General features: G+C 72.8%; 25 protein-coding genes. 12 read left to right on the top strand and 13 right to left on the bottom strand.

Translation table 11 applies throughout. The features are described 5' to 3' along the window. Positions 1-54 precede the first annotated feature (54 nt). From C7456_RS00120 to C7456_RS00110, 3 genes are all read right to left on the bottom strand, one after another. Complete coding sequence (locus C7456_RS00120) at positions 55-1,809, bottom strand: sensor domain-containing diguanylate cyclase (RefSeq protein ID WP_245889723.1); 1,755 nt, start codon at positions 1,807-1,809, stop codon at positions 55-57. A gap of 59 nt (positions 1,810-1,868) precedes the next feature. Continuing rightward, entirely contained in the window at positions 1,869-2,165 is a 297-nt protein-coding gene (locus C7456_RS00115) for a hypothetical protein (protein ID WP_109721751.1), read from the bottom strand. A 193-nt stretch (positions 2,166-2,358) separates the two neighbouring features. After that, a complete protein-coding gene (locus tag C7456_RS00110) occupies positions 2,359-3,192 on the bottom strand; it encodes an SAM-dependent methyltransferase (protein ID WP_109721750.1) in 834 nt (277 codons plus the stop codon). Positions 3,193-3,285: 93 nt separating this feature from the next. Between C7456_RS00110 and C7456_RS00105 the strand changes: the two genes are divergently transcribed. Both C7456_RS00105 and C7456_RS00100 read left to right on the top strand, forming a co-directional pair. Further along, positions 3,286-4,218: a peptidylprolyl isomerase gene (locus tag C7456_RS00105; protein WP_109721749.1), complete on the top strand. Its 933-nt coding sequence runs from the start codon at positions 3,286-3,288 to the stop codon at positions 4,216-4,218. A 45-nt stretch (positions 4,219-4,263) separates the two neighbouring features. Then, entirely contained in the window at positions 4,264-5,193 is a 930-nt protein-coding gene (locus C7456_RS00100) for an oxygenase MpaB family protein (protein ID WP_109721748.1), read from the top strand. Between the two features lie 16 nt (positions 5,194-5,209). On the opposite strand, the gene C7456_RS00095 is transcribed toward C7456_RS00100, so the two are convergent. Further along, a complete protein-coding gene (locus C7456_RS00095) occupies positions 5,210-5,917 on the bottom strand; it encodes a GGDEF domain-containing protein (protein WP_109721747.1) in 708 nt (235 codons plus the stop codon). On the opposite strand from C7456_RS00095, the gene C7456_RS16755 reads away from it, so the two are divergent. The 4 genes from C7456_RS16755 (at position 5,916) to trxC (ending at position 9,810) form a co-directional block, all read left to right on the top strand. Continuing rightward, positions 5,916-6,533: a hypothetical protein gene (locus C7456_RS16755; protein WP_139942940.1), complete on the top strand. Its 618-nt coding sequence runs from the start codon at positions 5,916-5,918 to the stop codon at positions 6,531-6,533. The genes C7456_RS00095 and C7456_RS16755 overlap by 2 nt on opposite strands. Before the next feature lie 37 nt (positions 6,534-6,570). After that, entirely contained in the window at positions 6,571-8,439 is a 1,869-nt protein-coding gene (locus C7456_RS00090) for a DEAD/DEAH box helicase (RefSeq protein WP_109721746.1), read from the top strand. 147 nt (positions 8,440-8,586) lie between these two features. Continuing rightward, a complete protein-coding gene (locus C7456_RS17630; RefSeq protein ID WP_109721745.1) occupies positions 8,587-9,285 on the top strand; it encodes an SH3 domain-containing protein in 699 nt (232 codons plus the stop codon). Positions 9,286-9,369: 84 nt separating this feature from the next. Continuing rightward, positions 9,370-9,810, top strand: a complete 441-nt coding sequence (trxC, locus tag C7456_RS00080) for a thioredoxin TrxC (RefSeq protein ID WP_109721744.1) — start codon at positions 9,370-9,372, stop codon at positions 9,808-9,810. A 251-nt stretch (positions 9,811-10,061) separates the two neighbouring features. Here trxC and C7456_RS00075 read toward each other — a convergent pair whose 3' ends face one another. Further along, positions 10,062-11,618, bottom strand: coding sequence for a protein adenylyltransferase SelO (locus C7456_RS00075; RefSeq protein WP_109721743.1), 1,557 nt, complete (start codon positions 11,616-11,618; stop codon positions 10,062-10,064). 153 nt (positions 11,619-11,771) lie between these two features. Here C7456_RS00075 and C7456_RS16750 point away from each other — a divergent pair, with 153 nt between their 5' ends. Then, positions 11,772-11,978 carry a hypothetical protein gene (locus C7456_RS16750; RefSeq protein ID WP_146203575.1) on the top strand — a complete coding sequence of 69 codons (207 nt, stop codon included), beginning with the start codon at positions 11,772-11,774 and terminating at the stop codon, positions 11,976-11,978. Between the two features lie 137 nt (positions 11,979-12,115). On the opposite strand, the gene C7456_RS00070 is transcribed toward C7456_RS16750, so the two are convergent. From C7456_RS00070 to egtB, 4 genes are all read right to left on the bottom strand, one after another. Beyond that, the gene (locus tag C7456_RS00070) at positions 12,116-12,835 is read right to left on the bottom strand and encodes a pseudouridine synthase (protein ID WP_109721742.1); all 720 of its coding nucleotides are present in this window, start codon (positions 12,833-12,835) and stop codon (positions 12,116-12,118) included. Further along, a complete protein-coding gene (locus C7456_RS00065; RefSeq protein WP_109721741.1) occupies positions 12,832-13,902 on the bottom strand; it encodes a class I SAM-dependent methyltransferase in 1,071 nt (356 codons plus the stop codon). Before C7456_RS00065 ends, C7456_RS00070 begins: the two co-directional genes overlap by 4 nt. Before the next feature lie 302 nt (positions 13,903-14,204). After that, entirely contained in the window at positions 14,205-15,188 is a 984-nt protein-coding gene (egtD, locus tag C7456_RS00060) for an L-histidine N(alpha)-methyltransferase (RefSeq protein ID WP_109721740.1), read from the bottom strand. A gap of 16 nt (positions 15,189-15,204) precedes the next feature. After that, a complete protein-coding gene (egtB, locus tag C7456_RS00055) occupies positions 15,205-16,506 on the bottom strand; it encodes an ergothioneine biosynthesis protein EgtB (RefSeq protein WP_109721739.1) in 1,302 nt (433 codons plus the stop codon). 146 nt (positions 16,507-16,652) lie between these two features. Here egtB and C7456_RS00050 point away from each other — a divergent pair, with 146 nt between their 5' ends. Continuing rightward, the gene (locus C7456_RS00050; RefSeq protein WP_109721738.1) at positions 16,653-17,090 is read left to right on the top strand and encodes a DUF6491 family protein; all 438 of its coding nucleotides are present in this window, start codon (positions 16,653-16,655) and stop codon (positions 17,088-17,090) included. A gap of 69 nt (positions 17,091-17,159) precedes the next feature. On the opposite strand, the gene C7456_RS00045 is transcribed toward C7456_RS00050, so the two are convergent. The 3 genes from C7456_RS00045 to C7456_RS00035 all read right to left on the bottom strand — a co-directional run bounded on the left by C7456_RS00045 (position 17,160) and on the right by C7456_RS00035 (position 20,299). Further along, positions 17,160-17,531 carry a hypothetical protein gene (locus C7456_RS00045; RefSeq protein WP_109721737.1) on the bottom strand — a complete coding sequence of 124 codons (372 nt, stop codon included), beginning with the start codon at positions 17,529-17,531 and terminating at the stop codon, positions 17,160-17,162. Positions 17,532-17,597: 66 nt separating this feature from the next. After that, positions 17,598-19,784 (bottom strand): bifunctional 23S rRNA (guanine(2069)-N(7))-methyltransferase RlmK/23S rRNA (guanine(2445)-N(2))-methyltransferase RlmL, encoded by a 2,187-nt coding sequence (gene rlmKL, locus C7456_RS00040; protein WP_109721736.1) that lies wholly within the window; start codon positions 19,782-19,784, stop codon positions 17,598-17,600. Then, positions 19,781-20,299 (bottom strand): alpha/beta hydrolase, encoded by a 519-nt coding sequence (locus tag C7456_RS00035; RefSeq protein ID WP_109721735.1) that lies wholly within the window; start codon positions 20,297-20,299, stop codon positions 19,781-19,783. The genes rlmKL and C7456_RS00035 overlap by 4 nt, the downstream gene beginning before the upstream one ends. A gap of 81 nt (positions 20,300-20,380) precedes the next feature. Between C7456_RS00035 and C7456_RS00030 the strand changes: the two genes are divergently transcribed. The 3 genes from C7456_RS00030 to C7456_RS00020 are packed head-to-tail and all read left to right on the top strand — an operon-like array spanning position 20,381 to position 22,259. Beyond that, the gene (locus tag C7456_RS00030; protein WP_109721734.1) at positions 20,381-20,953 is read left to right on the top strand and encodes an N-acetylmuramoyl-L-alanine amidase; all 573 of its coding nucleotides are present in this window, start codon (positions 20,381-20,383) and stop codon (positions 20,951-20,953) included. Positions 20,954-20,983: 30 nt separating this feature from the next. Then, entirely contained in the window at positions 20,984-21,850 is an 867-nt protein-coding gene (locus tag C7456_RS00025; RefSeq protein WP_109721733.1) for an acyl-CoA thioesterase, read from the top strand. Positions 21,851-21,866: 16 nt separating this feature from the next. Next, complete coding sequence (locus C7456_RS00020) at positions 21,867-22,259, top strand: hypothetical protein (RefSeq protein ID WP_109721732.1); 393 nt, start codon at positions 21,867-21,869, stop codon at positions 22,257-22,259. 10 nt (positions 22,260-22,269) lie between these two features. Here C7456_RS00020 and C7456_RS00015 read toward each other — a convergent pair whose 3' ends face one another. Then, on the bottom strand, positions 22,270-22,839 hold the full coding sequence (locus C7456_RS00015; RefSeq protein WP_109721731.1) for a hypothetical protein: 570 nt from the start codon (positions 22,837-22,839) through the stop codon (positions 22,270-22,272). A 79-nt stretch (positions 22,840-22,918) separates the two neighbouring features. On the opposite strand from C7456_RS00015, the gene C7456_RS00010 reads away from it, so the two are divergent. Then, positions 22,919-23,635, top strand: coding sequence for an arginyltransferase (locus C7456_RS00010; protein ID WP_109721730.1), 717 nt, complete (start codon positions 22,919-22,921; stop codon positions 23,633-23,635). The last annotated feature ends 429 nt before the right edge of the window (positions 23,636-24,064 follow it).

The following is a 24,064-nucleotide window of genomic DNA, read 5'->3' as shown; positions in this document are numbered from 1 at the left end:
ATGGCATGCGCGGCGCTGGCGGGGCGGCAAGCCCGCAATCCACCACTCCCCGCGCTACGCCTGCCCGTACCTGATTGGCACAGGCGGCGCGCCGCCCTCCTCGCGCTCGGCATCCGCGATGACGCGGTTGCGGCCGGTGCGCTTGGCGCGGTAGAGCGCGGCGTCCGCGTCCCGGCACAGGCGCTGCAGCCCGTAGCCGGACGTTTCGGTGGAGGCCAGGCCGACGCTGGCGGAGAACGAGACGACGACGCCGTCGCCGTCGACCGACGACGCCTCGATGGCCAGGCGGATGCGGTCGGCGATGGCCAGGCCCTGGTCGCGCGGGCAGTCCGGCAGCAGGATGCCGAACTCCTCGCCGCCGAGGCGGCCGAACAGGTCGACGGGACGCAGCTGCTGCCGGCAGATCGCCACGACGCGCTTGAGCACCGCATCCCCCACGGCATGGCCGTGCGTGTCGTTGATCCGCTTGAAGTGGTCCAGGTCGATGAAGACCAGGCAGGCGCTGCCGGGCTTGCGCTCCAGCAGGCGCAGGGTGCGCTCGGCCTCGCCGACGAAATGCTGGTGGTTGAAGATGCCGGTGAGCCCGTCGTGGCACGACAGCTTCTTGAAGCGCAGCTGCGAGCGCTTGAGCCGGAACAGCCAGAACACGATCGAGACCAGCACCACCAGCAGCAGCGCGATGTAGAGCCGGCCGGTCTCGATCGCCTTGGTGGCCAGCGCCTGCTGCAGCCGCAGGACGTTGTTCTGCCGGCCCAACTTCTCCGTCTCGAGCTTCTGCGCGAGCATGTGCTGCTGCGATACCTGGTAGGCGAGCGCCCTGGCGCCGACGTCGTTGAGGTAGCCCTTGTCCTGGACGACGTAGTGCTCGTAGTAGGACAGCGCGGCGGCGCTGTGACCCAGCTTCTTCTCGATCCGGTAGAGCAGTTCGTAGGCCACCACCAGCCACTCGCTGATGTCGTCCGGATGGCTCATGGCCACCGCGGCGAGGGCGGCTTTCCTCGCCTCGTCGTCGTTGCCCAGCTCGGCGTAGGCCCGCGCCCGCTCCACCTTGGCGGAAAGCATGTGCGGGTAGTAGTGGCTGGCGCGGATATCGGCAGCCATCCGGTCGAACAGCGCCAGGGCCTTGGCCGGCTGGTTCTCGTCCACATAGAGGCTGCCGAGGGTGAGCCGCATCGCGTTGGCGAAGACCGGCTCGCGGGCGGCCACGCAGGCGTCGATGGCCCGCTGCAGCTCCGGACTGTCCGAGGTCAGCCGCTTGCCGTTGTAGAGTGCCGCGGCCTGCATGGCGAAGGGACGGCACAAGGTTTCGCCCGGCGGAACGGCGTCCTCCGCCATGCGCGCGTACTGAATGGCCAGGTCGGTCTGGCCGGCGTAGTCCAGCATCTGCGACAGGTTCGTCAGCAGCGTGAAGCGGATCAGCGGGTCCCTGGTGCGGTACAGGTCGGCCACCAGGCGGTTGGCGAGCGCAAAGGCCTCCTCGTAGCGCCGGTTGGTCGCCAGGTTGTTCAGGAGCAGCGCCGACGCCTTGGCGGCCAGCGTCTCGTCGCCCGAGCGGCCGATGACCTGGCGGAGCTCCGCCTCGGACCTGGCATAGTCGCCCTCGAACATGGTCTCCCACGCATCGAGGTAGCGCAGGTGCCATTGCTCCCCCGGTGACAGTTTGGGAGCGTCGCGGTGGATCTGCTCCAGCATCCGGACGAAGCGCGAATGGTCCTCCGTGCGCAGGCTTTCCGCACGGGCGAGAAATTGGGCCGGGTCCTCCACGGGCCTGGCGGCGCTGCCGGCCGGCATCAGCGCGCAGCAAGCCATGGCCGCCCATGCGGACCATGGCCAGACGCGGCGTGATGGCCGAGACATGCCGGCGGCGGCTATCGCCGGGGCGAGGGCTTTTCCTGTCCAGGCACCGGGGAAGGACGCGGCTCCTCGTGCTGGTCCGGCTCTTCCTCTTCTTCCTCGTGCCCGGGCATCTGGGTGGACTGCGGCGGTTCGCATTCCCTGTGCCCGAGCTCCTCGAACAGCCGCGCACGGTCGCCGGACGCCGCGGCGGCGGCAAGCGCCTCGGATGCCTGCGCCTGTTCGAGCGCCTTGGCCAGTTCCTCGGCCGAGGCGTGGCGCAAGGAAGCGTCCCGGCCGATGGCCTCCAGCAGATCGATCGTGTCCGTCATGCGATTTTCCCCCGTTCCTGTGATGGCCATGCGGACGCCTGATGGCACCCGATTGCCGATGCCATGCGGTCACCCGCCTGGTGAATAGTGATTCCGACTCCTTGGCGGGCCGCTGGCGCCCCCGCCGCCGGCTCTGTGTCCCCTGGCCCTTGCGACCACGCAAAAAAGCACCGCCCCCCGGCAGCCTGCCACTTTACGCGACGTCGCCCGCCTTCTCCAGCTCGTCCAGGGCCTCCAGCCGCTGCTGCATGGCGATGTTCGGCCGCAGGGATTGCGCCGGCGGCAGCACCACCGTCTCCTCCGCGGTCAGCGGCGCCTGCGGCAGCTCGCGCAGGGGGAGGCGGCGGACGCGCGGCTTCTCGATCGGCAGCGTGGCCCCGCGGTAGACGATCACCTCGTGATCGAGCGGATAGTCGCGCGCCAGCAGCTCCACCAGCAGCTGGCGGTACGCCGAGCCGGTCTGGAAGCGGGCGAGCGAGCGGTCGCCGACCAGCCCGACCTGCCACAGCACCAGGTAGCCGGCGGGATCGATGCGCCGCTCGTAGAACAGCAGCTGGCTGGCCTCGAAGTGCTGGCAGCCGAAGCGGCCGGGGTCGATCCCCAGGTCGGCGTAGAGGCAGTCCTCGGCGGAGATGCCCGGCTCCATGTGCGCCTCGTAGCCTTCCGCGCGGGCCGTCTCGATCGCCTTGTGCGGCGACCAGGCGAAGATGCCCGGATGGCCGTAGAACACCCCGCAGACGCGCTTGCCGGCGCGCACCTCGGCCATCATCAGCTCGACCCACTGCCTGTAGGTCTTCAGCCGCGACTTGCCCTCCCGGTAGTAGGGCTGCAGGCTGCGCACGTCCGGGTGCATGCGCTCCAGCCACATCTCCACCACGCCGTCGGAAAGCGCCGCGAACACCACGTCCGCCTGCTCGATGTGGCTGCGCGCCAGCGGCGTGAGGTGCGAGCCCAGGGTCATGCCCAGGCCGACGCAGGCCAGGCTGCCGCGGCGGGTGCCGCTCGATGGTGCGGGAGGTGTCTGCATCGCCCGATGGTAGGGCAAGTCGCGGCGGCGGAGTACCGAGGGAAAAACGGAAGCTGCTACCGTGCGCGTTCGTCACCCGCCGGAGAACCGCCCATGCCGCTGCGTCCGCTCGTCGCCGCCCTCGCCCTGTGCCTGGCCCTGCCCGCCCTCGCCGACCAGCCCGCGCACACGCCCACGCCGAGCGAGCTGCTGGCGAAGTCCAAGCCTTCCGAGTGGCGCCGTCCCGACCCGCAGAACCTGCTGCAGATGCAGCTGCCGTCCGGCCGCGTGCTGATCGAGCTGGCGCCGGACTACGCGCCGCAGCACGCGGCCAACATCCGCACGCTGGTGCGCGAACACTACTTCGACGGTCTGGCGATCATCCGCGTGCAGGACAACTTCGTCACCCAGTGGGGCGATCCCAACGACGACGACAGCGGCGACCGCAGCAAGCTCAAGCCGCTGGGCAGCGCGAGGAAGACGCTGCCGCCGGAATACACCCGCGCGACCGACCCGAAGCTGCCGTGGACGCCGCTGCCCGACGGCGACGTGTACGCGCCGCAGGTGGGCTTCTCCGAGGGCTTCCCCGCCGCGCGCGACCCGGCCAGCGGGCAGACCTGGCTCGCGCACTGCTACGGCATGGTCGGCGTGGCGCGCGACGTCGGCCCGGAGACCGGCAACGGCAGCTCGCTGTACGCGGTGATCGGCCAGGCCCCGCGCGGGCTGGACCGCAACCTCGCCATCGCCGGCCGGGTGATCGAGGGCATGGAGCTGCTCTCCGGCCTGCCGCGCGGCCCCGCGCCGATGGGCTTCTACAAGGACGCCGCGCAGCGCGTGCCGATCGGGTCGGTGCGCCTGGCCGCCGACCTGCCCGAGGCGCAGCGCGCCCGCGTCGAGGTGCTGCGCACCGACAGCGCCACCTTCGCCGCGCTGGTCGAGGCCAAGCGCAACCGGCGCGACGACTTCTACCGCAACCCGGCGGGCAAGATCGACCTGTGCGGCATCGCCATCCCGGCGCGCGACCTGGACAGGCGCGGAGGCCACTGACCACGGCAACGCCGCGCGTTCCGCCGCCATCGCTACACTGACGGCATGCTGCCGCCACTGCGCCTGCTCGGCCGTCCCGCCGTCGAACCGATCCGCCGCTGGGTGCTGGCCGCCTTCCCGCGCGCCGACCGCGGCACGCTGGACTACGACCAGCCGCTGGGCGACCCCGGCCTGTTCGGCCCGGACAGCGTGACCTGGCGCGTGCACGCGGACTTCCCCGGCATGCTGGCCGGCGGCCTGGCCGCGCTGATGCTGCAGACCCTGCACCCGCTGGCGCTGGCCGGCGTGTGGGACCACTCCAACTTCCGCGAGGACCTGGTCGGCCGCCTGCGCCGCACCACCACCTTCGTCGGCGCCACCACCTATGCGCCGCGCGCGGCGGCGCTGGCGCAGATCGAGCGCGTGCGGCGCATCCACGCGCAGGTGCGCGGCCACGCCGAGGACGGCCGCCCCTACGCCGCCGACGACCCGGCGCTGCTGACCTGGGTGCACGTCACCGAGGCGTACAGCTTCCTGCAGGGCTTCCGCCGCTACGGGCCGATGCCCGTGCCGGACGCGCTGGCCGACCGCTACTACGACGAGACGCGCCGCGTGGCCGAGGCGCTGGGCGCGCGCGACGTGCCGCGCTCGGCGGCCGAGGTGGCGGCGTATTTCCGGAGCGTGCAGCCGCTGCTGCGCTACGACGACCGCTCGCGCGAGGTGCTGCGCGTGCTCGCCGGCATCCGCCTGCCGGTGCCCGCCGCCGGCCTGTCGCGCGAGCTGTTCCTGCATGCCGGCGTCGCGCTGCTGCCGGACTGGGCCGTCGCGCGGCTGGAACTCGGCGCGCCGCGGCGGCGGCGCGCGGCATGGGCCGCCCACGCGCTGCGCGCGATGGCGCCGATGTTCCGGCTGGCCCTGGCCGACGGCGTCGCCAGCCGCGCCTGCCGGCGCATGGGCCGGCCGCCGGAGCTGCTGGCGCGCTGGCCGGCGGCCTGACCGCCGTCCCGGAGCTTCAGACCGCCGGCGCCTCGGCCACGTCCGCGTCGTCGGCCGACATCACGCGGTTGCGCCCCGCCCGCTTGGCCGCGTACAGCGCGGCGTCCGCGCGCTTGAGCACGGCGGCCACGTCGCGCTCGCCGGGGGCCGCCACCGCCACCCCCACCGACACGGTCAGCCGCATCGTCTCGCCGTCGATCTGCAGCGGCGTGCGCTCCACCACGGCGCGGATGCGCTCGCCCAGCGCGAACGCGGCGCGCAGGCCGGTGCCCGGCGACAGCACCACGAACTCCTCGCCGCCGATGCGCCCGACCACGTCGTCGGCGCGCAGGATGCGGCGGATGCAGGTGACCAGCTCCAGCAGCACGCGGTCGCCGCCCTCGTGGCCGTAGCGGTCGTTCACGCTCTTGAAGTGGTCGGCGTCCAGCAGCAGCACGCCGAGCGAGCCGCGCCACATGCCCGCGCCCAGCAGCCGCTCGGCCGCCTCGCCGAGCGCGAGGCGGTTGGCCACGCCGGTGAGCGGATCGACGCGCGCCAGCGTGTGCAGCTCGCGCTGCAGGGTCTCGTTGTAGAGCAGCAGGAAGCCCAGGCTGGCGAACAAGGGCTGCATGCCGGCGAGCAGCACGTAGAACACGTTGGTGGCGCTCGGCGTGCCGATCCGGTCGGGCGGGTCGCTGCCGAGCCAGAGCATGCCGTTGCGCCAGGCCAGCAGCGCGATCGCCATGACGCAGATCCACAGCAGCACGCAGCGCGCGCGGGCCGCCGCGCCGGCAGCCGCCGTGCAGCGCCTGGATGTTCAGCAGCATGTTGCAGGTGATGGCGAGCGAGCCCCACAGCACGCGGTCGCGGTAGTCCGGCTGGACCACGCCGAACCAGGCCACGCCGAGCCAGCCGACCACCGCGATCGCGGTCGCCGCGCGCAGGCGCAGCGGCCGGTCCAGCAGCATGCGCAGCGCCACCACGCTCATCGCCTGCGCCAGCAGGTTCAGGGCGTTGCCGCCGAGCAGCAGCACCGCCGGCGGCACGAACTGCTCGGCCGCCAGCACGCCGTAGCCGATGCCCTCCACCGCCAGCGCCACGGCGCGCAGGTGCAGGCTGGACACCGCCCTGCCCGTGCCGCCCTGGACGCCCAGCCACAGCATCAGCGCCAAGGTCAACGCCTGCATCGCGCTGATCAGCGACAAGGTCTGGACCTGGATGGGCATGATGTACGGCTCCTGGTCCGGTTGCAGGCGGATCGACCCGCCGCGTCGCTCCCCGTGCGGCGGCCGCCCGAACCCGGACCGGCACGCCCCCTTATCGACCGGCCCCCACGGGGCTTTAGCGCCGGCCGGCATTAGGCTACTTTCCGGCGAGGGGAACTTCCACGGACGCCGGATGGCCAAGCTCATTCCCAGCCGCAACAGCTGCCTGCCGCGCATGACCGGCGGCGAGAAGCGACTTTCCGAGCGGCTCGAACAGAAACTCGAGGACGACTACCTGCTCTGGTACGACGTGCCGGTCGGCCCGCGCCAGCGCCACCCGGACTTCGTCGTGCTGCACCCGCGCCGCGGCCTGCTGGTGCTGGAGGTGAAGGACTGGAAGCCCGACACCATCCGCCGCGCCGACAAGACCCAGTTCACCCTGGTCACCGAGCGCGGCCTCGCCACCGAGAACAACCCGCTGCTGCAGGCGCGCTCCTACGCGGTGGAGATCAAGATGGCGCTGGAGCGCGACCCGGCGCTGCGCCACCCGGAAGGCCACCGCCACGCCGGCGAGCTGGTGATGCCGTGGGGCTTCGGCGTGGTGCTGGCCAACATCAGCCGCAAGCAGTTCGAGGCCGGCGGGCTGGGCGAGGTGATCGCGCCGCACCTGGCGGTCTGCCAGGACGAGATGTACGAGTCGGTGGACGCCGAGGCCTTCCAGGAGCGCCTGTGGGCGATGTTCCCGCAGGTGTTCCCCGCCGCGCTGACCCTGCCGCAGCTGGACCGCGTGCGCTGGCACCTGTTCCCGGAGATCCGCGTCGAGCCGGGCGACGGCCAGTTCGGCCTGTTCGGCAGGGAGCGGGACGCGGCGAAGCCGCTGGAGATCCCCGAGCTGGTCAAGGTGATGGACGCGCAGCAGGAGCAGCTGGCCCGCTCGCTGGGCGACGAGCACCGCATCATCCACGGCGTGGCCGGCTCCGGGAAGACCATGATCCTGGGCTTCCGCGCGCTGCGGCTGGCGCGCGCGCTGGCCAAGCCGATCCTGGTGCTCTGCTACAACAAGACGCTGGCCGCGCGGCTGGAGCAGCTGATCGGCGAGCGCGGCCTGGCCGACAAGGTGCAGGTCTACAACTTCCACCGCTGGTGCCGGCAGATGCTGGTGTCCTACCACGTGCCGCTGCCCGGCGGCGCGGGCCGCGAGTTCACCGACGCGCTGCCGCCGGCGATCATGGCCGCGGTCGAGCGCGGGCAGATCCCGCGCTTCCAGTACGGCGCCGTGCTGGTCGACGAGGGCCACGACTTCGAGCCGGACTGGTACCGGCTGATCGTGCAGATGGTCGACCCCTCCACCAACTCGCTGCTGGTGCTCTACGACGACGCGCAGAACATCTACGGCAAGCCCGGCCGCCGGCGCATCAGCTGGAAGAGCCTGGGCATCCAGGCGCAGGGGCGCACCACCATCCTCAAGCTCAACTACCGCAACACGCTGGAGATCCTCGCGGTGGCGCGCGGCTTCGCCGACGAGCTGCTGAGCGAGCGCAGCGAGGACGACGACGGCGTGCCGCTGGTCGCGCCCGAGAGCGCCGGCCGCCGCGGCCCGCTGCCCGAGCTGGTGCGCACCGACACCGCCGCCGCGCAGCTGGACGTGCTGATCGCGCGCCTGCGCGACGAGCACGCGCACGGCCGCGCGTGGTCGGCCATGGCGGTGATCTTCCGCAACCAGTGGGAGGGCGAGAAGCTGCACGAGGCGCTGCAGCGCGCCGGCATCCCCAGCCGCCTCGCCGAGGGCGGCGGCAAGCGCACGCTGTTCGTGGTCGAGGACGCGGTGAAGCTGGTCACCATGCACTCCAGCAAGGGGCTGGAGTTCCCGTTCGTGATCATCCCCGGCCTGGGCTCGCTGCCCAAGCCGGGCAAGGACGAGGCCGAGGAGGCGCGCCTGCTCTACGTGGCGATGACCCGCGCCACCGAGCGGCTGCTGCTGATCCACCACGACGACTCGGTGTTCAGCCGGCGCATCCGCACCGCGATCAACGAGGTGCAGGCGCAGTTGCAGCCGGCCTGAACGGCGCGCCGGACGCACACGCGCCGTTCACGGCACCGGCCCGAGCCTTGCGCGGCCGCCCTGCCCGACACGGACGTCCGCCCGGCGAACCTGGCCTCGGGTGCCCCGCATCCGCCGCCGCCCGCACCGCAACGGAGACCTGCCGTGATGAAACGTTCCGCCGCGCTCGCCGCCCTGCCGCTGCTGCTCGCGCTGCCCGCCGCGGCGGGCGCGCAGGGCATCGGCTACGTCACCGCCAACGTCAACCTGCGCGCCGGGCCGGACGTCGGCTACCCGCGCGTGGACACGATCCCGGCCGGCGCCGCGATCAACGTCCAGGGCTGCATCGACGGCTGGGTCTGGTGCGACGTGCTGTACGGCGGCGTGCGCGGCTGGATGGCGGGCAACTACATCCAGTACACCTACGACAACCGGCCGGTGCTGCTGCCCGACTACGGCGCGCGCATCGGCATCCCCATCGTCAGCTTCGCGATCGGCGCCTACTGGGGCAGCTACTACCGCGACCGCCCGTTCTACCGCCAGCGCGACTACTGGTACCACCGGCCGATGCCGCACCGCCCACCCCCGCCGCCGGCGCACCGTCCCCCGCCCGTGCGGCCGCGGCCGCCGGCGCAGCAGCGGCCTCCAGGACCCGCGCGGCCGCCGATGCACGGGCAGCGGCCGCCGCAGCCGTCGCGGCCGCCGGCCGGGAACGGGCGTCCGCCCTCGCACGGCACGCCGCCGCCGTCGCGCCCGTCGCCCGGCGACCACCGGCCGCGCCCGCCCGCCACGAACCCGCCCGGCCGGCCCGCGCCGGGCCAGGGCAATCAGCGGCCGCCGCCGGGCCAGGACAACAGGGGGCACTGACGGGACGCTCCGTCGCCACGGGCGCTCCCTTGTGCGGCCGGCCGGCGCCGCCATCTACCGGCCAGTCGCCGCCGGAACCGCGCCATGCCCACGCCGCTGACCCTTCCCTGCCCGCATTGCGGCGCGCTCAACCGCGTGCCGCCCGAACGCGCCGGCGAGCGGCCGAGCTGCGGGCGCTGCAAGCAGGCGCTGTTCACCGGCCAGCCGGTGGAACTGACCGCGGCCAGCTTCGACGCCATCGCCGGCCGCGGCGACCTGCCGGTGCTGGTGGACTTCTGGGCGCCCTGGTGCGGCCCCTGCCGCGGCTTCGCGCCGGTGTTCGCGCAGGCCGCGCGCGACCACGAGCCGCGCCTGCGGCTGGCCAAGGTGGACACCGACGCGCAACCGTCGCTGGCGCAGCGCTTCGGCATCCGCAGCATCCCCACGCTGGTCCTGCTGCGCGGCGGGCGCGAGATCGCGCGCCAGGCCGGCGCGCCGAGCGCGGCGCAGTTGCGGCAGTTCGTGCAGGACGCGCTGGCCGGTTAGCGCTCCGCGCGCGGCGGCGCGGGCAGCACCTCGCCGGGCACGGGTTCCCGTGGACGGCACGGGTCCCTGGGGACCGCCGTTGCCGTGATGGCGGCTGGGAAATTCGCCCGGGCACCACCACCGCGCCTTGCCCGCCGCGCCTTCCGGCGGCGTACTTGTGCCAAGCGCGCCCGACTACGGCCACCGTGCGCCGGCACGAGCCTCGGCCGCGATCGGGTCGCCGGCCATCAACGGCGGTCGCCGCGTCCGTCTCACGAACTGCACGAGAGCATCGAGCAGCCCGGCCTATCGCGCGCCCACCCGGGCCGCCGGCGCGCGTAGCGCTCGCGGCCGGGCTGGTCGTCGCAGGGATGGCGCATCACGTCGAGCAGTTCCGCGATGCCGCCCGCATCGCCCCGCTCGGCGCGGTCGATGGCTTCCTGCGCGAGGTAGTTGCGCAGCACGTAGCGCGGATTGGCCGCGCGCATCCGCGCACGCCGCTGCGCCGGCGGCAGCGGGTCGTCGGCCAACCGTGCGGCGTAGCGCCGCAGCCAGTCGTGCAGCGTCGGCTCCACCGCGCGACGCCGCGCCCCGTCGTAGAACGCCTCGCCGAAGAGGTCCGGCGACAGCGCGCCGGCATCCGCGTCGGACAGCGCGCGGAAGGTCAGCGTCATGTCCATCGCGCCGTCGCGCATCGCCACCTGCAGCGACCGCATCAGCCCGAGGTCGTCGTCGCGGCACTCGGCCAGCCCCAGCTTGGCGGCGGTCGCCGCACGGTCGGCCTCGGCGTAGGCGACGGCGTAGCGGTCCAGCCCGGCCTGCAGGACCTCGGTGCCGCCGAACAGCGGCGCCAGCGCGCCGGCCAGCCGCGACAGGTTCCACCACGCCACGTTCGGCTGCTGGCCGTAGCGGTAGCGGCGGCGCACCGCGTCGGTGGTGTTGGGCGTCCAGTCCGGGTCGTAGTCGTCGATCCAGCCGTAGGGGCCGTAGTCGAGCGTGAGGCCGAGGATGGACATGTTGTCGGTGTTCATCACGCCGTGCACGAAGCCCACGCGCATCCACTCGGCCATCAGCCGCGCGGTGCGCTCGCACACCTCGGCGAACCAGTCGCCGTAGAGCGACTCGCCCGCGCCCGCGAGATGCGGGAAATCGCGCCGGATGGTGAAGTCCGCCAGCCGCCGCAGCAGGCCGGTCTCGCCGCGCGAGGCGGGCAGCTCGAAGCTGCCGAAGCGGACGAACGACGGCGACGCGCGGCAGACGATGGCGCCCGGCTCCTCGCGCGGATGGCCGTCGTAGAACATGTCGCGCACCACCGCCTCGCCGGTGGCGACCAGGCAGAGCGCGCGGGTGGTCGGGACGCCGAGGTGGTGCATCGCCTCGCTGCACAGGAATTCGCGGATCGAGGAGCGCAGCACCGCGCGGCCGTCCGCGCCGCGCGAGTACGGCGTGGGGCCGGCCCCCTTCAACTGCAGCTCCCAGCGCGCCCCGTCCGCCGCGACCGCCTCGCCCAGCGAGATCGCGCGGCCGTCGCCGAGCTGGCCGGCCCAGACGCCGAACTGGTGGCCGCCGTAGTTGGCCGCCCACGGCCGCATGCCGTCGAGCAGCGCGTTGCCGCCGAACACCTGCGCGAACGCCGGATCGCGCAGGTCGGCCTCGGACCAGCCCAGCGCGCGCGCCAGCTCCGCCGAGTGCGCCAGCAATCGCGGCGCGGTGACCGGCGTCGGCGCCACGAGGGAATACATCGCGCCCGCAACCTCGCGCGGCCCGCCGCCTGGCACCGGGTCGCCAGGCAGGTCGCGGACGAAGGCGTTGTCGAAGTCCAGGCGCATGCGGGGATGGTCGGCGGCTTGACGCGCCGGGCGCAAGCGCGCGGCGCCTCCGCTTACGCCGCATTGCAGCATGTGAAGGCCTTGTGCACGCGACGTGAATCCTTGCTACAGTGCCGCCGCGGCTGCGCAGGGGCAGCCCGGAGAGTCGACAACATGCATGCGCTTCTTGCTCGCTCCGCGCTGGATCGCGGAATGCAGCTGGTGGCAGGGATGCTCTCCTTCCTTCATCGCGGCAGCGCCGCACCGGCCATGCCGGCCGCGCCGCCTTGCCCGAACTTCCAGCTGGTGTCCTGGCGCGCCGGCGCGCGCACGCGGCGCGAGGACGAGCTGGCCCGCTGGCACGAATCGCACGGCGGCTGAGCGCGCGGTTGTCGGGATCTTCCCGCGGAGCATGAACTACTGGGGTCGGCACTTTCGTGCCGAAAGACCTTTCGCGGCCGGAGGCCGCGAAAAAATCCGGCCTGCGCCGGAACGATGCGCACCGCGAAAGACGCCGCTCAGCCTGCCGCCGCGTCCGCCGGCCGGAACACCGCCTCGACTTCGCCCGGCGCCAGCACGCGCCAGGCGCCGGGCTGCAACCCCTCCAGCGTGAGCCGCCCTATCGCCACCCGCCGCAGCGTTTCCACGCGATTGCCGGCGGCGGCGAACATGCGGCGCACCTGGTGGTAGCGCCCCTCGGTCAACACCAGCCGCGCATGGCGCGGGCCCAGCACCCGCAGCCGCGCGGGCAGCAGCGGCGTGGTCTCCGATTCGAGCATCAGCGTGCCGCTGGCGAACAGCTCGCCTTCGTGGCCGCGCAAATCCTCGGCCAGGGTGGCCTCGTAGACCTTCTCCACCCGGGCGCGCGGCGAGATGATCCGGTGCAGCAGCGCACCGTCGTCGGTGACGAGCAGCAGGCCGGAAGTGTCGCGGTCGAGCCGCCCCACCGTGGACAGCGCCGGCTCGCGGCGGCGGTAGCGCGGCGGCAGCAGGTCGTACACCACGCGGCCGGGGTCCCTGCGCGAGCAGGTCGCGCCGAGCGGCTTGTGCATCAGCAGCACCAGGCCCGGCGGCGGGTCGAGCGGCTCGCCGTCCAGGCGGATGCGCGCGTGCGGCACCTGGTCGTCGGCGTACAGCACCTCGCCGTCGGCGTCGGTGATGCGTCCCTCGCGGAACATCCAGGCCACCTCCCTGCGGCTGCCGTAGCCCAGGTTGGCGATCAGCTTCACCAGCTTCATGCGCGCACGCTTCCCGCCGCGATCAGCTTGAAGCCGTCGCGCAGCGCCAGCGTGCGCACCTCGCCGAAGCGCGCGGCCAGCGTGGCCTCGTAGGGCAGGTGCCGGTTCGCCACCAGGTACAGCCGGCCGCGCGGCACGAGCGCGGCGGCCATGGCGGCGATGAAGGCGCGGCCGAGTTCGGGCAGGTCGGCGCGGCCCTGGTGGAACGGCGGATTGCACGCGATCGCGTCGTAGCGGCGCGGCAGGCCGGCGGTGACGTCGTGCCAGCGCACGTCGACCTCCACCGCGCGCCCTGCGGCGTGCACCGCGCGCGCCAGGTTCAGCCGCGCCGGCTCCAGCGCGCGCGCCTCGGCCTCGTACAGGTCGACCGCCTCGACCTGCGGACAGCGCGCCACGACCTGCGCAGCGAGGTAGCCGTAGCCGGCACCGGGATCGGCGACGCGGCCGCGCAAGTCATCCGGCAGGTGCTCGGCCAGCAGCGCGGAGGCGGGATCGATGCGGTCCCAGGCGAACAGCCCCGGACGGCTGAAATAGCCGGCCGCGTTCTCGCGCGGCGCGTCCAGCGCCCGCCATGCGTCGAGCAGGCCGCGATCGACCGTCGCCGATGCCAGTGCGACCCAGAACGCGCGGCACTTGTGCTTGGACAGGCTGCGCACCGGCCCCGCCAGCCGCGCGAGGTCCGCCTCGGCCGACTTCGCGCCTTCGGCGTTGGGCACGCAGGCCAGCACCACGCCGTCGGCCTCGGCGTGGCGCAGCGCGCGCGCATACAGCGCGCGCGCCTCGTCGCGCTGGCGCGGCGGCAGCAGCAGCACCAGCGGGAAGCGCTCGTCCGCGCCCGGCTCGCCCACGCGCAGCCCGCCGCGCTCCAGCGCTCCGGCGAACGGCCTGAAGCTCTGCTGGCACAGCCAGCCGCGCCCGGCCACGCCGCGCAGGCGCTGGCCGTCGCGCGCGCGCAGGAACAGCACGCGGCCGTCCGCGGGCCAGCGCAGCCCGCCGCTCTCGAAGGGAAGGAACAGCGCGTCCAGCGCCGCCTCGGGCGCCTCCGCGGAAAAACCGGCAGCGGTCACGGTACTCGCCGATGGCAACACGGGCCGCCATTGTAAGGGCCCGCTCATGGTCTCCAAGCACCGCGCGCCGGGAGTCGCGTGCGCGGGCCAGGGAGGCGCGAAGGCACGCGGGGAGGCGCCATGGATGGCGCCGGCCTTGAGGAACGGGGAATGGACGCCGGTCCGCGACGGCGCGGCATGACGCGAGGAGGGCGATGGTTCGGACATCGCGGCCGGAGACCGCGATCGGCCCGACGCGAGACCGCCAGCGGCCCCGATGCCATGCCCCGGCGCCGGGTGGTCGGGCGCGGCTTCGCGCCGCCTCAGCCCGGCGACGTTCCGGCGCGCACCAGGTATTGCACGCCGAACATGCCCTGCGGGTCGGTCCACGCATGCCGGACCGCCAGCCCGGCGCGTCCGGCCAGCGCGGCGAAGTCCTCCGGCGAGTACTTGCAGCTGTACTCCACCAGCATGGCCTCGTCGGCGGCGAATCGCGCCGTCATGCGCCCCACCCGCACCTGCTGCTCGCACCGGCTGACCAGGAAGGTCTCGATGCGCCCGGCCATGCGGTTGTAGCGCGCGCGGTGGCGGAACGCGGCCAGGTCGAAGTCGCAGCCCAGCTCGCGGTTGAGCCGTGCCAGCATGTTGAGGGTGAACTCGGCAGTGACGCCGGCGGCGTCGTTGTAGGCGGCCTCGATCGCGGCGGGGTCCTTCTTCAGGTCGACGCCGAGCAGGATGCCGCCGTTGTCGCCCATCTCGCCGCGCATCTTGCGCAGCAGCGCCACCGCCTCGCGCGCCTCGAAGTTGCCGATGGTGGAGCCGGGGAAGTACAGCACCGTGCGGCGCGGCGCGCGCGGCGGGATCGGCAGCCGCAGCGGCCGCGTGAAGTCGGCGCACAGCGGCTGCATGCGCAGCCGCGGGAAGCTCCCGGCGAGCCGCTGCACGCTCTGCCGCAGGGCCTCGGCGGCCAGCTCCACCGGCACGTAGGCGACCGGCTCGCGCAGGTGCTCCAGCAGGAGGCGCGTCTTCGCCGCGCTGCCGCTGCCGTACTCGACCAGCCGCACCTCCGGCCCGAGCGCGTCGGCGATCCCGCCGGCGTGCGCCTCCAGCAGCGCGATCTCGCAGCGGGTGAGGTAGTACTCCGGCTGCTCGCAGATCGCCTCGAACAGCCGCGAGCCGCGCTCGTCGTAGAACAGCCAGGACGGCAACCGCTTCGGCCGCGCGCGCAGGCCCCGCTGCACGATCTCCAGCAGTTCGTTCGGGGGACGGCGGTCGTCCTCGCGCAGGTCCCAGGCCTGGGTGTTCATCGCGGCTCCTGTGTATTCATCGGTCCTGCGCCAGGCGCAGCCCGGCGAACTGCCAGCGCGCCTGCGGCGGGAAGAAGTTGCGGTAGCTGGCGCGGATGTGCGTGCGCGGCGTGGCGCACGAGCCGCCGCGCAGTACCCATTGCCCGTTCATGAACTTGCCGTTGTACTCGCCGAGCGCGCCCGGCAGCGGCCGGAAGCCCGGGTAGCTCACGTAGGGCGAGGCGGTCCATTCCCATATGTCGCCATAGAACTGTTGCAGGCCGGTGGCGCCGGCGGCGGCGCGCGGGTGCAGGACGCCGCTTTCGAGCAGGTTGCCTTGCACCGGCAGCGCCGCGGCGCTGGCCTCCCACTCGGCCTCGGTGGGCAGGCGCGCGCCGGCCCAGCGCGCGAAGGCGTCCGCCTCGAAGTAGCTCAGGTGGCAGACCGGCGCCTGCGGGTCCAGCTCGCGCACGCCGGCCAGGGTGAATTCGCCGGCCAGGTCGTCCTGCCAGTACAGCGGGTGCCGCCATTGCTCCGCCTGCACCACGGCCCAGCCGTCGGACAGCCACAGCGCGGGATCGCGGTAGCCGCCGTCGTCGACGAAGGCGCGGTACTCGGCGTTGGTGACCGGCCGGCTGGCGATCGCGTGCGGCCGCAGCAGCTGCCGGTGCCGCGGCGTCTCGTTGTCGAAGGCGAAGCCCGCGCCGGCGTGGCCGATCTCCGCCACGCCCTCCCGCCCGGCCACGAAGCGCATCGGCGTGGCCGCAGGCGGCGCCCCCGCCGCGGCCGCGCGCGCGGCGTAGGCCGGCTGCAGCGGGTTGCACCACAGCGCGTGCTTGATGTCGGTGAGCAGCAGCTCCTGGTGCTGCTGCTCGTGCTGCAGGCCGAGCTCGACCAGGCCGGCCAGCGCCGGGTCGCCGGCGTGCGCGAGCAGGGCGTCCATCGCGTCGTCGACGCGACGGCGGTAGTCGAGCACCTCCTCCAGCGAGGGCCGCGACAGCAGGCCGCGACGCGGCCGCGCGTGCATCGGCCCCACCGTCTGGTAGTAGGAGTTGAACAGCACCAGCCAGGCCGGATCGCGCGGCCGGTACGCCGCGTCGCGCATCAGCACGAACTGCTCGAAGAACCAGGTGGTGTGCGCCAGGTGCCACTTGCCGGGGCTGGCGTCCGGCATCGACTGCACCATCAGGTCCTCGGCGCCGAGCGGCGCGGCCAGCGCCAGCGTGGCCTGGCGCACGCGCCGGTAGCGGCCGGCCAGCGGCTCCGCCGCGGCGGACGGCGCGGCCGCCGCGCGGGTTTCCTGTTGTCCGGGGGCGGAGCGTTCGCTGTCGCGTCGCATCGATGGGCGCTTCGGTGGCCGGGGGCGTCGTCCACCATGCCGCATCGCGCGTTCACATCCCGTGATACGGACGGCGGCGGCCGCCGGCGTATCATCGCCGCACCGCGGTCTCCCATCCACGTTCCGGCAAGTCGTGAGGTTACGCCATGAAGAAGCTGCTTCCCCTGCTCGCGCTGGCCCTGGCCGGCGGCGGCCTGCACGCCGCGCCGCAAAAGATCGCCGCCCACGAGCCGCTGCGCCCGGTGGCCGACTGCCCGCGCATCAACGAGATCAACGAGTGGTACATCGTCGACGGGCGCCACGCGGTGGTGCGCACCGGCCCCAAGCACTTCCTGGTGACCATGCAGGGCGCCTGCCCGCGCCTGGGCCTCGGCCCCAGCGGGCTGCTGTTCCGCGCCAGCAACTCCAATCTCGCGGTGGGCGAGAACCGCATCTGCGGCGAGCCGGGCGAGACCGTCCGCTCGCGGAACCAGCCGCCCTGCGCCCTGCAGTCGGTGCGGGCGATCGACAAGGACGAGTTCGTCCGCCTGAGCAGGAAGGCGATGCGCCACGGCAGCGGCGCCGACCAGCCGACCAGGCCGTGACGCCTTCCTCCCTGCCAAAAAAAGAGCCCGGCCTGGAGCCGGGCTCTTTCTTGACGCCGCAACCGGCGATCAATAGCCGTCGTCGCGGATGTAGCGCGTCTGGTACGGGTCGTCGTAGACCACGGTGCGGGTCTCGACCACCCGGCGGGTGACCACCGGCCGCTCGTAGATCACCGTGGCGGGCGGCGGCGCGTAGTAGACCGGCGCCGGGCGCACCGCGTCGGCCACCAGGCCGGCCACCGCGCCGGTGACGATCGCGCCGGCGATCCAGCGGCCGCCGCTCCAGTAGCCGCCATGGTGGTAGTAGCCGTGGTAGGCCGGACGGTAGTAGCCGCCGTGGCCCCAGCCGTGCGCCGAGGCGCCCAGCGGCGCGGCCAGCACCGCCGCCGTCACCAGGCCCACCGCCGCCAGCCGCGATTTGCCGTTCAAACGCTTGCTCATGACAGGCACCTCCGTCGAGATGGGGTGAATCCTCGGCCCGGCGCACTTAATCCGGACTGAAGGATTTCAGGCCTTCGGCCGCGCCGTATCCCACGGATTCACCTGCGCCGCGGCGCCGTGCGGACGCAGCAGCCAGCAGCCGTGGATGTCGGCGCGGCGGGCGAAGTCGAACGGGATGCTGGCCGCGCTCCAGTCCTCGATGGCGAAGCGCGCCTCCAGCGCCGCGCGGTCCAGCCTGAAGCGGCGGAAGTTGTTGGAGAACACGATCACGCCGTCGTCGGCCAGGCGCTCGCCGCAGGCCAGCAGCAGGGCCGCGTGGTCGCGCTGCACGTCGAAGTCCTCGGCGCGCTTGGAGTTGGAGAAGGTCGGCGGGTCGACGTAGACCAGCCCGTAGCGGCCGCGGTCCCGGCGCAGGAAATCGAGCGCGTCCGCCTGCGCCAGCCGGTGCCGCTCGCCGCTGAAGCCGTTCAGCGCGAGGTTGCGCGAGGCCCAGTCCAGGTAGGTGGCCGACAGGTCCACGCTGGTGGTGTCGCGCGCGCCGCCGGCCGCCGCGTACACGCTGGCAGTGGCGGTGTAGGCGAACAGGTTGAGGAAGCGCCGCCCCTTCGCCAGCTCGCGCAGCCGGGCGCGCACCAGGCGGTGGTCGAGGAACAGGCCGGTGTCGAGATAGTCGGTGAGGTTGACCAGGAACTTCAGGCCGCCCTCCTCCACCTCGACGAACTCGCCGCGCTGGTCGAGCTGGCCGTACTTGGCGCCGCCCTTGCCGCGCTCGCGGGTCTTCAGCGCGATGCGCCCGCGCGGCACCGCGAACACCTCGCCGGCCACGCGCACGATCTCGCGCAGGCGCGTGCGCGCCAGCTCCGCCGGGATCTCGGCCGGGGCGCGGTACTCCTGCACGTGCAGCCACGCATCGCCGCTGGCGGCCGCATAGACGTCGATCGCCGCGGCGTACTCGGGCAGGTCCTGGTCGTAGGCGCGCCAGCAGTGGATGCCCTCGCGCTGCAGGCGCCTGCGCAGGTGCCGCACGGTCTTTTCCAGCCGGTTCTTCAGCATCTGCGCGCCGGGCGAGAGCGGCTTGCGCTCGCGCGGCGCCGCGTCCTGCGGGCGGATCTCGAACAGCAGCAGCACGGTTTCCAGCGCGCCGTTGTAGAGCGCGTAGCGCCTGTCCGCGTGCAGGCCGATGGCGCGGCCCAGCTCGGCGTCGCCGGCCAGCACCGCGGCGCGCCAGCCGGCGAAGCGTTCGCGCAGCGCGGCGCCGAGCGCGCGGTACAGCGCGGGCAGCTCGGCGCGCTCGCCCAGCCGCTCGCCGTAGGGCGGGTTGGTGATCACCAGCCCGTGCGCGTAGCCGGCCGGCGGCGCGGCGTGCGCGGCGTCGTGCCGCTCCAGCGTGAGGAAGCCGGCCACGCCGGCCTCCTGCGCGTTGCGCTTGGCGGTCTGCACCATGCGCGGGTCGGCGTCGCTGCCGAAGAAGCAGGCGCGCAGCCCGCGCAGGCCCTGCTCGGCGCGCCGGTTCGCCTCGTCGAGCAGGCCGCGCCACAGCGCGATGTCGTGCCCTTTCCAGCCGAGCAAGCCGAAGTATTCGCGGCGCAGGCCGGGCGCGACGTCGGCGGCCATCAGCGCCGCCTCGATCAGGATCGTGCCGGAGCCGCACATCGGGTCGAGCAGCGCGCCGCCGCCCGCGTAGAGCTCCGGCCAGCGCGCGCGCAGCAGCATCGCGGCGGCCAGGTTCTCCTTCAGCGGCGCCTCGCCCTGCCTCTCGCGCCAGCCGCGGCGGTGCAGCGGCGCGCCGGCCAGGTCGATCGACAGCGTGGCGCGGTCGCGCTTCAGGCGCAGGTTGAGGCGCAGGTCCGGCTCCCCGGTGTCCACGCCGGGGCGCGCGCCCTCGCGCTGGCGGAACTGGTCCACCACCGCGTCCTTCGCGCGCTGGGCGACGAACTGGCTGTGCGTGAGCCGGCTCTGCGCGACGTGCGCGTCCACCGCCAGGGTACCGTGCGGCGCCAGGTGCGCGCCCCAGTCGACCGCCTGCACGCCGGCGTAGAGCGCCTCGTCGTCGGGCGCGTCGAACTCGGCCAGCGGCAGCAGCACGCGGCTGGCCAGGCGCGACCACAGGCAGGCGCGGTAGGCGGTCTCCAGCGTGCCCTCGAAATGCACGCCGGCCAGAGCCTCGCGCACGCCGGCGGCGCCGAGCGCGGCCAGCTCGTCCTTGAGCAGGTATTCCAGCCCCTTCGGACAGGTGGCGAAGAAGGCCCTCATGCGATGGGGTCGAGGAACTGGCGGAACTGCGCGGCGATGGCCTCCACGCTGGCGCCCAGGCGGTGGTCGTCGTCCAGCAGCAGCAGCGGCAGCCGGCGCGCGCCGGCGAAGGCGTACAGCGCGGGGAGCGGGCACACCTCGTCGCGCCAGCCGTGCAGCAGCAGGGTCGGCACGCCGGCGGGCAGGTCGAGCGCGCGCCCGCAGCCTGGAATCGCCGGCGGCGTGGCGAGCAGGAACAGCCCGGCCACCTTGCGCTCCAGCGCGGCCAGCGCGGAGACGAAGGCGCCCATGCTGGAGCCCACCAGCACCGGCGGCTCCACGCAGGCGTCGATCGCCGCGACCAGCTTCTCCAGCCGCGGCCCCACGCTGCCGGCGTGGCCGAGCTGGTCCTCGCGGCGGTAGTCGGGGCGGATCGCGCGCCAGCCCAGTGCCTCGGCGTGCTCGGCCAGCACGCCGACCTTGGTCGCGTCCGGCCCCGAGTCGGAGCCGTGGGAAAGGATGATCTGGCCGCGCATGGGCACTCCGGGCGTGCTGCAGGACGCGCATGATAACCGGCCACCGTGCGAGACTGGCGCGAACATCCGGCCGGAGCCCGCATGCAGCCCCTCGTCCACGACCACCTCCTGCCCTACGCCGACCGCCTGCCGGAGCGCCCGGCCGCCGCGGTGGAGCTCGTGGTGATCCACTGCACCGAGCTGCCGGACCTGGCCACGGCGCGCGAGTACGGCGAGCGGGTGCTGTACGACGGCGGCGCCGGCAACAGCGGGCACTACTACATCGACCGCGACGGCACGGTCTGGCGCTACGTGCCCGGCACCCGCGTCGCCCACCACGTGCGCGGGCACAACGAGCGCTCCATCGGCATCGAGCTGGTCAACCGCGGGCGCTACCCGGACTGGTTCGATTCGCGCCGCCAGACCATGAGCGAGCCCTATCCCGCCGGACAGATCGCCGCGCTGCGCGGGCTGCTGGCGCGGCTGCGCGCGGAGTTCCCCAACCTGGCGATGGTCGCCGGCCACGAGGACCTGGACACCGCGCGGGTGCCGGCCAGCGACGATCCCTCGCTGGAAGTGCCGCGCAAGCTCGACCCCGGCCCGCTGTTCCCGTGGGAGGACGCGCTGGCCGGCAGCGGGCTGCGGCGGATCGGCGCGGGGCCGCTGCCGCTATAATCGGCGGCCTTTTCGGTCCCGGATCACGCCATGCGCGAAGCCCACGTCAGCGAGCTGGTCGACCTGCTGCAGCTGGAGCGGCTGGAAGACAACCTGTTCCGCGGCCAGAGCCGCGACATCGGCACGCGCTTCGTGTTCGGCGGCCAGGTGCTCGGGCAGGCGCTGTCCGCCGCGCAGCAGACGGTGGACCCGGCCCGCGAGGCGCACTCGTTGCACGCCTACTTCCTGCGCGCCGGCGACATCGACGCGCCGATCGTCTACAGCGTGGAGCGCGCCCGCGACGGCGGCAGCTTCTCCTCGCGGCGGGTGGTGGCGATCCAGCACGGCCAGCCGATCCTCAACGGCGCGGTCTCCTTCCAGGTGCCGGAGAAGGGCTTCGAGCACCAGGCCTCGATGCCGGACGTGCCCGCGCCGGAGGACATCGAGCCGCTGCCGCCGGTGCCGCCCGAGCGGCTGGCCCGGCTGCCGGTGAAGCTGCAGCGCTGGCTCGGCATGGACTCGCCGATCGAGTTCCGCGACGTGTGGCCGCAGGACAAGCTCAACCCGGTCAAGCGCCCGCCCTACCAGCACATCTGGTTCCGCCTGGCCGCGCCGGTGGAGGATTCCCCCGCGCTGCACCGGGCGCTGCTCGCCTACGCCTCGGACTTCAACCTGATCGGCACCGCCACGCTGCCGCACGGCATCTCCTACTACACGCACAACGTGCAGATGGCGAGCCTGGACCACGCGCTGTGGTTCCACCGCCCGTTCCGCGTGGACGAGTGGCTGCTGTACTCCTTCGACAGCCCCACCGCGCAGGGCGGCCGCGGCCTGGCGCGCGGGCAGATCTTCGACCGCGGCGGCCGCCTGGTGGCCTCCACCGCGCAGGAAGGGCTGATCCGCCTGCGCGGCGAGTGAGGGCTACAATCGCCCCATGCGCCAGCTCTACACCTCGCCCCGCCAGGAAAACATCGACCGCGTGATCGCGCTGATGGCCGAGCACGGCATCGAGACCACGGTGACCAACCGCTCCAACTGGAACCGGCCCAGCTACCAGCGCTTCAGCTACGCGCGGCGCAACGAGAACCGCGAGGCGTGGCCGCAGGTGTGGATCAACCGCGCCGACGACTACACCCGCGCCCGCGAGCTGCTGCGCGGCCTGGGCATCGAGCCGGTGGTGCGCCACGGCGAGGAGCTGGCGCTGGCGCGCAACGCCCCGCCGGAGCTGCGCCGCCAGGCGGTGGCCACGCGGGTGCGGCGGATCGTGATGCTGGCCGTGGCGGCCGCGTTCCTGCTGCTGATGCTGCGCTACATGGGCGTGGTCTGACGCCGCCGCGCTAGCCGATCACCTCGTACACCCGCAGGATCCACGACACCTGGTAGACCAGGTTGGCCGCCACGAACACCGCGTGGAACGCCGCGTTGCGCGTGCGCATCGCCAGCAGGCACAGCGCCACGTAGACGCCGTTGCGCAGCAGGTACTCGCCGCCGAAGCCGAGCAGGTAGCCGCGCCCCTTGAGCAGGGTATCCACCACGTCCAGCGCATAGGCCAGCGCCAGCCCGCCGAAGAACCAGGCCCGCCGCGAGTAGAAGTAGTCGCGGTAGCCGGCGTACTCGTCCATCTGCTCGGGGAACAGCAGCGCGCACAGGAAGTAGTACAGCGTGATGTAGCCGACCACGAACAGGTAGCGCAGGAACGACCAGTCGGCCAGCTGCGCCAGCCGGAACTCCCACCACCACAGGTGCACCAGCGAGAGGAACAGCGACAGCGCCCAGCCCAGGTGCACCCAGTACACCGGCTTGCGGCCCGGGTGCTGGACGATCCGCGCCAGCCCGGCCAGCAGCCGCGCGATCGACAGGCTGAGGATGATCCCCATCACCACCCGGATGTGTCCGAACAGCTCCATGCGCCGCCTCCCCTTTCCCGCCCGCGACCATAGCACCGGCGGCGCTTGAAGCGGTCCGGCGCCGGCATAGAATCGGGCCATGCGCTCCGAACGTGTCCGCCTGTTCCAGACCCTGCCGCACGCCTGCGGCTACTACGCCGAGCGCACGGCGCAGAACCTGGTGATCGACCCGGCCGCGCCGCAGCTGGACCGCCTGTACGGCCCGGCGCTGGAGCGCGGCTTCCGCCGCGCCGGCGGGCACCTGTACCTGCCGCACTGCCCGCAGTGCCGCGCCTGCACGCCCTGCCGCATCGACGTCGAGCATTTCGCGCCCGACCGCAGCCAGCGCCGCTGCCTGCGCCGCAACGCGGACCTGGAGGTGCGCGAGTGCATCGCCGGCTACAACGCCGAGCGCCACGCGCTGTACGAGCGCTACCTGCGCACCCGCCACCCCGGCGGCGGCATGGACGAGGCCGACGCCAGCGACTTCCGCCGCTTCCTCACCGCGCCGTGGAGCCCCACGATCTTCCTGGAGTTCCGCCGCGGCGCGCGCCTGCTCGGCGTGGCGGTCACCGACGTCTGCCTCACCGGCCTCTCGGCCGTCTACACCTTCTACGACCCGGACGAGACGGCGCGCAGCCTGGGCACCTTCGCCATCCTGCAGCAGGTGGCGCTGGCGCGCCGCCGCGCGATTCCCTGGCTGTACCTCGGCTTCTGGATCGAGGGGCACCCGAAGATGGACTACAAGCGGCGCTTCCGGCCGTTGCAAATCCGTACTACCGATAGCTGGAAAACAATGTCTGACATTACAGACTAATCTTGTAGGTTTTTTCGCACACCATCACGATAAAACCCTGCAAGAAAAGGACACCGCCTATATTTCGGCTCAATTAGTTGCGCTTCCGCAAGAAATTATGCTTGCAGGGAAGCGTGCAAATATTAGATTTGCCCATTTGCAGGGGGATCAACAGCGAAACAGGGAGTTTCTTATGAGGCATTCGGCAAGCATCGTCCTGGGCCAGTGGATACGGCAGTGCCGACTGGGATATTGCAGAACCCATGGGGGAATATTACGACGCTGGCGGCGGATGCGGTTGGTAACTTTCTAGAGAGGAAACCGCATGAATTCAAAGCATACCATACCGAGATCCCGACGTCCCCCCGCCTTTGAGTAGCACAGCGGTTTGGAGTCCAATCCCCCATCCGAAGGAGATTGGACGTGAAGAAGCGCTTTTCTGAAGAACAG

This window comes from Fulvimonas soli (assembly GCF_003148905.1).
Taxonomy (GTDB): Bacteria; Pseudomonadota; Gammaproteobacteria; order Xanthomonadales; family Rhodanobacteraceae; genus Fulvimonas; species Fulvimonas soli.
This window is presented reverse-complemented; position numbering and strand designations above follow the sequence as displayed.

Coding starts and splice junctions, on each gene's coding strand:
- egtB (WP_109721739.1), bottom strand. CDS start 16,506: ATGCGACGCGACAGCGAACGCTCCGCCCCCGGACAACAGGAAACCCGC.
- C7456_RS00035 (WP_109721735.1), bottom strand. CDS start 20,299: ATGCGCGGCCAGATCATCCTTTCCCACGGCTCCGACTCGGGGCCGGAC.
- C7456_RS00020 (WP_109721732.1), top strand. CDS start 21,867: ATGCGCCAGCTCTACACCTCGCCCCGCCAGGAAAACATCGACCGCGTG.
- C7456_RS00090 (WP_109721746.1), top strand. CDS start 6,571: ATGGCCAAGCTCATTCCCAGCCGCAACAGCTGCCTGCCGCGCATGACC.
- C7456_RS00100 (WP_109721748.1), top strand. CDS start 4,264: ATGCTGCCGCCACTGCGCCTGCTCGGCCGTCCCGCCGTCGAACCGATC.
- C7456_RS00075 (WP_109721743.1), bottom strand. CDS start 11,618: ATGCGCCTGGACTTCGACAACGCCTTCGTCCGCGACCTGCCTGGCGAC.
- C7456_RS17630 (WP_109721745.1), top strand. CDS start 8,587: ATGAAACGTTCCGCCGCGCTCGCCGCCCTGCCGCTGCTGCTCGCGCTG.
- C7456_RS00070 (WP_109721742.1), bottom strand. CDS start 12,835: ATGAAGCTGGTGAAGCTGATCGCCAACCTGGGCTACGGCAGCCGCAGG.
- C7456_RS00095 (WP_109721747.1), bottom strand. CDS start 5,917: ATGGCGATCGCGCTGCTGGCCTGGCGCAACGGCATGCTCTGGCTCGGC.
- C7456_RS00120 (WP_245889723.1), bottom strand. CDS start 1,809: ATGGCTTGCTGCGCGCTGATGCCGGCCGGCAGCGCCGCCAGGCCCGTG.
- C7456_RS00115 (WP_109721751.1), bottom strand. CDS start 2,165: ATGACGGACACGATCGATCTGCTGGAGGCCATCGGCCGGGACGCTTCC.
- C7456_RS00015 (WP_109721731.1), bottom strand. CDS start 22,839: ATGGAGCTGTTCGGACACATCCGGGTGGTGATGGGGATCATCCTCAGC.
- egtD (WP_109721740.1), bottom strand. CDS start 15,188: ATGAACACCCAGGCCTGGGACCTGCGCGAGGACGACCGCCGTCCCCCG.
- C7456_RS00030 (WP_109721734.1), top strand. CDS start 20,381: ATGCAGCCCCTCGTCCACGACCACCTCCTGCCCTACGCCGACCGCCTG.
- C7456_RS00045 (WP_109721737.1), bottom strand. CDS start 17,531: ATGAGCAAGCGTTTGAACGGCAAATCGCGGCTGGCGGCGGTGGGCCTG.
- C7456_RS16755 (WP_139942940.1), top strand. CDS start 5,916: ATGACGCAGATCCACAGCAGCACGCAGCGCGCGCGGGCCGCCGCGCCG.
- C7456_RS00025 (WP_109721733.1), top strand. CDS start 20,984: ATGCGCGAAGCCCACGTCAGCGAGCTGGTCGACCTGCTGCAGCTGGAG.
- rlmKL (WP_109721736.1), bottom strand. CDS start 19,784: ATGAGGGCCTTCTTCGCCACCTGTCCGAAGGGGCTGGAATACCTGCTC.
- C7456_RS00050 (WP_109721738.1), top strand. CDS start 16,653: ATGAAGAAGCTGCTTCCCCTGCTCGCGCTGGCCCTGGCCGGCGGCGGC.
- C7456_RS16750 (WP_146203575.1), top strand. CDS start 11,772: ATGCATGCGCTTCTTGCTCGCTCCGCGCTGGATCGCGGAATGCAGCTG.
- C7456_RS00010 (WP_109721730.1), top strand. CDS start 22,919: ATGCGCTCCGAACGTGTCCGCCTGTTCCAGACCCTGCCGCACGCCTGC.
- C7456_RS00105 (WP_109721749.1), top strand. CDS start 3,286: ATGCCGCTGCGTCCGCTCGTCGCCGCCCTCGCCCTGTGCCTGGCCCTG.
- trxC (WP_109721744.1), top strand. CDS start 9,370: ATGCCCACGCCGCTGACCCTTCCCTGCCCGCATTGCGGCGCGCTCAAC.
- C7456_RS00110 (WP_109721750.1), bottom strand. CDS start 3,192: ATGCAGACACCTCCCGCACCATCGAGCGGCACCCGCCGCGGCAGCCTG.